This is a genomic window from Pauljensenia sp. UMB3104 (assembly GCF_030217285.1).
In the GTDB taxonomy this organism is placed as follows: Bacteria; Actinomycetota; Actinomycetes; order Actinomycetales; family Actinomycetaceae; genus Pauljensenia.
The window spans coordinates 1-253 of sequence record NZ_JASONN010000432.1 but is presented as its reverse complement, the minus strand read 5'-3'; the positions used below and the strand labels follow the sequence as shown (position 1 = coordinate 253).

At 52.6% G+C, this 253-nt stretch carries 1 protein-coding gene; it reads left to right on the top strand.

Annotation, left to right across the window (positions count from 1 at the left end; translation table 11 throughout):
- Nucleotides 1–253, top strand: a 253-nt coding sequence (locus QP415_RS12290; protein ID WP_285100261.1) for a hypothetical protein, incomplete at both ends; no start/stop codon positions are given.

Genomic DNA, 253 nt, shown 5'->3' with positions numbered 1-253 from the left:
TCCAACCCATAACCCGAATACCCGTAATCGCAGCAGCAGGATTTGAACCATACCAATACCAAGACCTCGAAGAAATCTACCGCAACGAACACGGCCTCGACGACAACACCTACGCCTGCAACGGCGCACGCGCCGCAGACGGAATCAGCCGTCGCACCTACATGAAAAAAACAGGCCCAATCACCCACTCAAAACAAACAGTCGCAATCATCTGGGACTGGACCATCCAAGAATGCTACGACCGCATAAACCA